This window comes from Flavobacterium sp. HTF, from assembly GCF_003105115.1.
GTDB lineage: Bacteria > Bacteroidota > Bacteroidia > Flavobacteriales > Flavobacteriaceae > Flavobacterium.
The window spans coordinates 1-7923 of sequence record NZ_QETH01000138.1; the positions used below are offsets into that span (position 1 = coordinate 1).

Below are 7923 nucleotides of genomic sequence, written 5' to 3' on the forward strand. Positions count from 1 at the left end.
ATTATTAAATATATGATTTTAATAGATTTTATATATAATAAAAAAAGCGCTTATAAAAAGCGCTTTTCCATAGATTCTAATTATTTTATTTTTTTACCATCTCAGATAAAATTTCAATTTCTCTCTCTGATGCATTTTTTGGAGAATTTGAATATAGTTTCAAGATTTCATCCTCATATTGACTTTTTAAAATTTCATTTTCTAAATCTCTCAAATTCAAAAGTGCTTTTGATCGAACATAAGTAGATTCACTTCTAAGAGACATTGAATATAATTTCTTAATATCATCTTCTTCAAAATCTGAAGATTTCCAATTCGAATATTTTAAAATAAATTGAGAAAACAACAGCGAAGCCTTATTATTGTTGATATTTTTCTTTAATGAATTCTGCAGTAAAGAAAAACTGGAAACATTTTTAATGCTCTCCCCTATTGCACTTTCAATTGCAATTCGTTCCGGTTTACTTTCAACTTTAAAATATTTGTTGATTTCTTTTAAAGAATTATTGATGCTGTTTTCTTCTTTTTTACCTTTCTCTTCCCAGGCATCTTTCAATCCAACAGTTTTGTTAAATACTAATTTTGAATCAGTTGAGTCTTTATCAACAGTAAAATAACCTAATCTTTGAAACTGAAATTTGTCTTCATTTTGAGCTGTTGCTAAACTTGGTTCAACAAATCCGGTTACAATTTCTAATGAATTTGGATTTACAAAGTCTAAGAAATTTTTCTCTTTATAACTGTCAGGAGCTTCATCTGTAAACAAACGATCATACAAACGAACTTCTGCTTCGACAGCATGCTGAATAGAAACCCAATGCAAAGTTCCGGATACTTTCCTCTGACTTGCTTCTGTCCCGCTTCCGCTTAAAGAATCGGTATCATAAGTGACATGAATCTCTGTAATATTACCTTCTGAATCTTTTATAACTGATTCTCCTTTAATAATATAAGCATTTTTAAGACGTACTTCTTTTCCTAAAGTCAAACGGAAATATTTAGCCGGAGCATCTTCTAAAAAGTCTTCTCTCTCAATATATAATTCACGTGAAAATGGTACTTTTCTGAAACCTGCATTTTCATCTTCCTGGTTATTTTCAGCTTCAAGCCACTCCTCTTTTCCTTCCGGATAATTTGTAATTATCAATTTAACAGGATCTAAAACTGCCATTACACGAGGTGCAATTTTGTTTAAATCCTCACGAATACAAAACTCTAAAACGGAAACATTTATTAAATTATCACGTTTTGCAATACCAATTGTATTAGCAAAATTACGTAAAGATGCGGCTGTATAACCTCTCCTTCTCAATCCTGAAATAGTTGACATTCTTGGATCATCCCAGCCTTTAACATGCTTTTCCTTAACGAGTTGCTGTAATTTTCTTTTACTAACAACGGTATGTGATAAGTTACGTCTTGCAAATTCTCTTTGCTTCGGACGTAGTTTATTTTCGTCTAAAATCTGATCTAAAAACCAATCGTAAAGTTCACGGTGAGGCAGGAATTCTAACGTACAAAATGAGTGAGAAATTTGCTCTAAATAATCACTTTGCCCATGCGCCCAGTCGTACATCGGATAGATTTTCCAGTTGTCTCCAGTTCTATGATGATGCTTATGCAAAATCCTGTACATAATAGGATCACGCATTAACATATTAGTAGATTTCATGTCAATTTTAGCACGAAGAATATGAGTTCCTGCTTCAAATTCACCATTTTTCATTCTTTCGAATAAGTCTAAATTCTCTTCTACGGAACGATTTCGAAACGGACTGTCAACACCTTCTGTAGATGGAGTTCCTTTCTGAATCGCCATATCTTCAGATGATTGGCTGTCAACATATGCTTTATCTTTTTTAATTAATAAAACTGCCCAGTCATACAGTTGCTGAAAATAATCAGAAGCATAACACTCCTCTGCCCATTTATATCCCAGCCATTCTACATCTTTTTTAATTGCATCAACAAATTCCTGTTCTTCTTTTTCCGGATTTGTATCGTCAAAACGTAAATTTACAGGTGACTGATAATCAATTCCTAAACCAAAATTTAATGCAATAGAACTTGCGTGGCCAATATGTAAATAACCATTTGGTTCTGGTGGAAAACGAAAATGAAGTTTGTTTTGTGAAAGACCTGATTTTAAATCTTCCTCTATGATTTGTTCAATAAAATTGAGTGATTTCTCTTCTGATGCCATTATTTTATAGTAATTTTAGCAAAGATAAAAAAAAGGTTTCAGGTTTCAGGTTTAAAGTTATTTAAGTGGCGCATAACCTGAAACTTTAAACGTGAAACAATATAAAAATGGGAGTTATAAAACTAAAAAATATCCGTACTTTTTCTTACCACGGATGTCTGATCGAAGAAGGAAAAATAGGATCTGATTACACTGTCGACTTAAAAATTAAAACTAATCTGCAGAAATCTGCAGATACAGATCACCTTTTAGACACTGTAGATTACGTTCATTTAAACAAAATTGTGACAGAAGAAATGGCAATTCGTTCCCATTTATTAGAGCATGTGGCCAAAAGAATCAACATTCGTGTCTTAAATGAGATTGAAACAGTAATAAAAACAACCGTTTGGGTTTCTAAAATAAATCCTCCTATTGGCGGTGATGTTGAGTCAGTTACTATAAAAATGACGGAAATTAGAAAATAATTTTTACTAAGCAAAAACTAAATTTTTAAAATAGTTTACTTTAAACTTTTGAATTTTAAAGATTTTGGTTACTTTTGCCATCCGTTCAAGCAATGGCGTCGTGGCCGAGCGGCTAGGCTGGGCTCTGCAAAAGCTCCTACTCCGGTTCGAATCCGGACGATGCCTCTAAAACCTCTAAATTTCTTTAGAGGTTTTTTTATGTATAATTTTTAAGAAAAATTAATTAAATATATCGGTTCGGATCCGGATGATAACTCTAAAAATTCCAAAAAACTTAGAGGTTTTTTTATGTATAATTTTTAGAAAAAATTAATTAAATATATCGGTTCGAATCCGGATGATAACTCTAAAAATTTCAAAAAAATTAGAGGTTTTTTTATGTTTAATTTTTAAGAAAAATTAAACATATCGGTTCGAATCCGGATGATAACTCTAAAAATTTCAAAAGAAAAATGAAGGTTTTTATGTTTAATTTTTAGAAAAAATTAATTAAATATATTGGTTCGAATCCGGATGATAACTCTAAAAATTTCAAAAAAATTAGAGGTTTTTTTGTTTAATTTTTCCGCAATCTTGTCATTCTGAGGAACGAAGAATCTCACGCGGTAATCGACAAAGATTGACGATATACATTGCGGAGTTTCTAGTGTGATTCTTCGTTCCTCAGAATGACAAACAGGAGTCAATATTATAAACAAAAAAAGCCTCTGAAATTCAGAGGCTTAATTTTATATTTTTGAGTTATTAACAACTACTTATTTTCAATTCTTTCAAAAGCATTTTTAACCATTTCTTTTTCTTTTGGAAACCATCCCTGGGTTATTAACACTACTCCAAAAATCATTAAAACGATACTAATCACTTTCTTAATTTTTAAAATATTATTAGGAGTCATTTTAGATTTTAACTGTTTGGCTAATAGAATTTTAATACAATCAACTAATAAATAAGTAATGATAACTGAAGCAAAAAAAGTGAACATTCTTGTGTTCTGCATTTCTAATTTTGGTCCAACGGAAATGATTACCGCTAACCAAAAACCAAGAACTCCAATGTTGATAACATTCAAAATAAAGCCTTTGATAAATAAACTGCCATAGTTTCTTTTTATAATATCACGATCTATTTCTTCGTCATCAATTTTTGCCTCTTTTCTTAATCTAACAAAAGAAATTATGCCATAGGCCAGCATGATAATTCCTCCAAAAATAAAGAGTGCAGGTTTATCTTTTAAACTTTGAATTAATCTGTAACTTCCTAAATAAGCAATTCCTATAAAAAAAATATCTCCTAGTACTACGCCTAAATCAAAAGCCATTGCTGCTCTGAATCCTTTTGTAATACTGGTTTCAAGAAGTATAAAAAATACCGGGCCTACCATAAAGCTTAGAAAAAGTCCCCATGGCAGCCCAGTTAAAATATCATTTATCATTCAAATACAATTAGTTACTTTACCTGTTCAATTTTTCCTCCCAAAACTGTTTTCTGATTAATTTGTTTTGGTTTTCCGTAAATGTAAATAGAGCCTCCTGCGCTCACTTTTGCATCAACAAGTGTAGAAGCATTCACATCTGCTTTTCCTCCCGCAGAAACGCTTACTTTAGTCTGAGACGTCTCTAATTTACTTGCCAGCAGATATCCTCCGGCACCTAAACCTGCATCCTGATTTGCTGCTTTACCAGAAATCGTAATTTCACCTCCGGAAACAGAACTTACATTTAGTTTATCAACGTCCAAATCTACGTTAATTTTTCCTCCTTCCTGCGCACTTACTTTAAAAGCTGTTGCTTTTATAGTTCCTTCACTTGTAACACTTGCGCCTTCATTAACATCGATTAACTCTATATGTTTGTAATACACGGTAATATCTAAATCATTTCCTGATAAAAGTTTAGGAAAAGGCATTCTTAATTTTAATAAACCTTTTTTGTTTACCACTTCAACTTCTGCTTCACGCGCACCTTTTATCACAATCTTGTTTTCTGAGGACTGTACTAATTTTACACTTAATTTATCAAAAACTTTAACGGAATCAAAATCTCCTAAATCCTTAGTAACCTGTCCAAAAGATAGTTGTGCAACTAATATTGCAGCTCCTATAATTAATTTTTTCATATTTTTATTTTTTAAAATTTAACAATTATTCCGCTCTTCGTAGAAAATGAAAATCTAATTGTTTTTTAACTAAATCTGCATTTTTTACCTTAACGTAAATTTCATCCCCTAACTGTAAAATACTGTTTGATGTAGCGCCAACCAAGGCATATTGCTTTTCATCAAAAGTATAATAATCATCTTTTATCTCTCTGATTCTAACCATTCCTTCGCATTTGTTAGAAACGATTTCAACATAAATTCCCCATTCTGTAACACCTGAAATAACACCAAGGAATTCTTCATCCTGATGATCCTGCATATATTTAACCTGCATGTATTTGATACTGTCACGTTCTGCATTTGTAGCTAAACTTTCCATGTTAGAACAATGAAGACTTTTTGTTTCGTATGTTTCTTCGTCTACAGAAGCACCTCCGTCAAGGTAATATTGCAGCAAACGATGTACCATAACGTCCGGATAACGACGAATTGGTGAAGTAAAATGGCTGTAATAATCAAAAGCCAAACCATAATGGCCAATATTATCTGTCGAATATTTGGCTTTACTCATACTTCTAATCGCAAGAGTATCAATTAAGTTCTGCTCTTTTTTACCATTCACTTCTTCCATCAAAGCATTCAGTGATTTCGAAATATCAGCTTTATTCCTAAAATCAATTTTATAACCAAATTTTGCAATAACCGTTTGCATAGCAATCAGTTTATCTTCATTTGGCTCATCGTGAATACGATAAACAAAAGCTTTCTTCTGTTTTCCGATATATTCTGCCACTTTTCTGTTGGCCAGAAGCATAAATTCTTCAATAAGATGATTGGCATCTTTTGAAACTTTAAAATAAACTCCTTCCGGTTCTCCTTCAGCATCAAGATTGAATTTTACTTCGACTTTATCAAATGAAATAGCACCATTCTGCATTCTTTTCTTTCTTAAAATCTTAGCTAATTCGTCTAATTTTAAAGTGGCCTCTACAATTTCATCTGCAACAACATAAGATTCACCGGTAATAGAAATATCAACCGGAATCGTATTATCTTTTGTTTCAATAATATACTGTGCTTCTTCATACGCAAATCGCTGATCAGAATAAATTACCGTTCGGCCAAACCATTGGTTAATAACCTGAGCTGTTGGAGAAACTTCAAATACGGCAGAGAAAGTATATTTCTCTTCATGAGGACGTAACGAACAGGCAAAGTTGGATAAAACTTCCGGAAGCATTGGCACTACCCTATCTACCAGATATACAGAAGTTGCTCTTTGATACGCTTCATCATCCAGAATAGTTCCTTCTTCAAGATAGTACGAAACATCGGCAATGTGAATACCGATTTCGTAATTTCCGTTTTCTAACTTTTTGAAAGACAATGCATCATCAAAATCTTTTGCATCTTTTGGATCTATCGTATACGTAAGCGTATCACGCATATCACGACGTTTTGCAATTTCAGTTTCCTGAATTGAGGTATCAATTTTTTGGGCATAGACCTCTACTTCTACCGGAAAATCCGATGGTAAACCATATTCTGCTAAAATGGCGTGAATCTCTGTATTGTGTTCTCCTGGTTTTCCTAAAACCCGAATTACAGATCCAAACGGACTATCGGCTCTTTTGGGCCAGTCTTCAATCTTAACCAAAACAACATCTCCGTTTTCTGCTTCTCCTATTTTATCTTTTGGAATAAAAATATCCGTATACATCTTAGGGTTTGCTGTAGAAACAAAAGCGAAGTTGGCCTGAATATCAATTACTCCGACAAATTCAGTTTTATCTCTTTCTACAACTTCAATTACTTCACCTTCAGGTCTTTTTCCTTTTCTTCTGTTATAAACGTAGACTTTAACTTTATCTTTATCCAGAGCTCTGTTCAGATTATTGGTCGGAATGAACACATCTTCAGTAAAATCGGGACAAATAAAATACGCCGTTTTTCTGCTCGTCATATCAATTGTTCCTTCGTAATAATCCTGACTTATTGCTTTTACTAAATATTTACCAGGTTCAGATTCTACTATTTTTTTAGACGAAGCCAGAATTTTTAAATCTTTTATAATCTGGTTTCTGCTTTTTGTATCGTCAAGTTCAAGCTTTGCTGCTATCTGTTTGTAGTTAAATGCTTTATTAGGGCTTTGCGATAAAATCTTCAGTATTTTTCCTGAAAAATCCTTTTCATTTTTTATCGGCTTTCTAATTTTCTTACTCATATATCTTTTCTTATAAAGTTTAAAATTACAAATAAGATATCAGATAAAAGATTTAAACAAATAGAATTATTAAAATTATAACTTTCGTATCTTTATAAAAAGACCTTTTATGGAAAGCTTTAAAACTATCGCCATATTCAATTACGACCACGAAACGGTTATTCTCAAACACTTATTAGATCAGGAAGAGATTCCATACTATTTTGAAAACGAAATCACCTTATCAGTAGTCCCAATGTACTCTGCGGCGCTGGGTGGTATTAAACTCAAAGTTCATCCCAACGATTTCGATCAGGTTCAGACCATTCTGGACAATCTTAACAATCCTCTCAAAATTGTCTGAATCAAACTAAATTTCATTTCAAAAATATTTTTTTTTGATTTTCAACTTTCAAAGTTTTCAACATATATTAAATACAACAAAAAAGAAATTTTAAATTTAATTAAATTTTGATGGTTATTATAGCGTGTTAATATGTCCAATAAATTTATTTTTAAAGTCATTGAAATCTCGTTTTACTTATTTATACTGAGTTATCAACATAGTTATTTGCAGTTAAAAGATTAATTTTTAAGCCTTTTCTTATTTTAATTAACAATGGTTAACAACCAAAAATGAATTGAAATTGTAAATAAGTTGACATGTCGATTTCTGTTTAAAATGATATTTTTAGTATTGATAACTTTTCTAAAAATTCCTCAAACTTTATTAGGATTTTTAATTCCGATTTTGGATTAGGTTTTTTTTCGATATGACCAAAAAAAACTTCTAATTTTCTTTTCGAACTTATTAACAAATAATGTTAACTTAAAGTTAATTGAATATCAACGAATTAGGTTTTACTATTAACACTCTAAAATTTTAACAAATATTCTGTTTATTATTTATTGATAATGAGATACTTATAGAGTTATCAAAAATGTTAATAAGT

At 31.4% G+C, this 7923-nt stretch carries 6 protein-coding genes and 1 tRNA gene; 3 read left to right on the forward strand and 4 right to left on the reverse strand.

Going from position 1 to position 7923, the window contains the following annotated elements:
• Positions 1-85 precede the first annotated feature (85 nt).
• Positions 86-2203: a glutamine--tRNA ligase/YqeY domain fusion protein gene (locus DCO46_RS21655; RefSeq protein WP_116754555.1), complete on the reverse strand. Its 2118-nt coding sequence runs from the start codon at positions 2201-2203 to the stop codon at positions 86-88.
• A gap of 107 nt (positions 2204-2310) precedes the next feature.
• Between DCO46_RS21655 and folB the strand changes: the two genes are divergently transcribed.
• The gene (gene folB, locus DCO46_RS21660; protein ID WP_116754556.1) at positions 2311-2670 is read left to right on the forward strand and encodes a dihydroneopterin aldolase; all 360 of its coding nucleotides are present in this window, start codon (positions 2311-2313) and stop codon (positions 2668-2670) included.
• Positions 2671-2764: 94 nt separating this feature from the next.
• Positions 2765-2835 (forward strand) — tRNA-Cys (locus tag DCO46_RS22830).
• Between the two features lie 586 nt (positions 2836-3421).
• Here the strand turns inward: DCO46_RS22830 and DCO46_RS21665 are convergent.
• Genes DCO46_RS21665 through rnr form a run of 3 tightly spaced genes read right to left on the reverse strand, consistent with a single transcriptional unit; the run spans position 3422 to position 6991 of the window.
• Positions 3422-4102, reverse strand: coding sequence for a LysE family translocator (locus tag DCO46_RS21665; RefSeq protein WP_116754557.1), 681 nt, complete (start codon positions 4100-4102; stop codon positions 3422-3424).
• A 14-nt stretch (positions 4103-4116) separates the two neighbouring features.
• A complete protein-coding gene (locus DCO46_RS21670) occupies positions 4117-4785 on the reverse strand; it encodes a head GIN domain-containing protein (protein ID WP_116754558.1) in 669 nt (222 codons plus the stop codon).
• A 25-nt stretch (positions 4786-4810) separates the two neighbouring features.
• Positions 4811-6991 (reverse strand): ribonuclease R, encoded by a 2181-nt coding sequence (gene rnr, locus DCO46_RS21675; RefSeq protein ID WP_116754559.1) that lies wholly within the window; start codon positions 6989-6991, stop codon positions 4811-4813.
• A 109-nt stretch (positions 6992-7100) separates the two neighbouring features.
• Between rnr and DCO46_RS21680 the strand changes: the two genes are divergently transcribed.
• Positions 7101-7334 (forward strand): DUF2007 domain-containing protein, encoded by a 234-nt coding sequence (locus DCO46_RS21680; RefSeq protein ID WP_116754560.1) that lies wholly within the window; start codon positions 7101-7103, stop codon positions 7332-7334.
• The last annotated feature ends 589 nt before the right edge of the window (positions 7335-7923 follow it).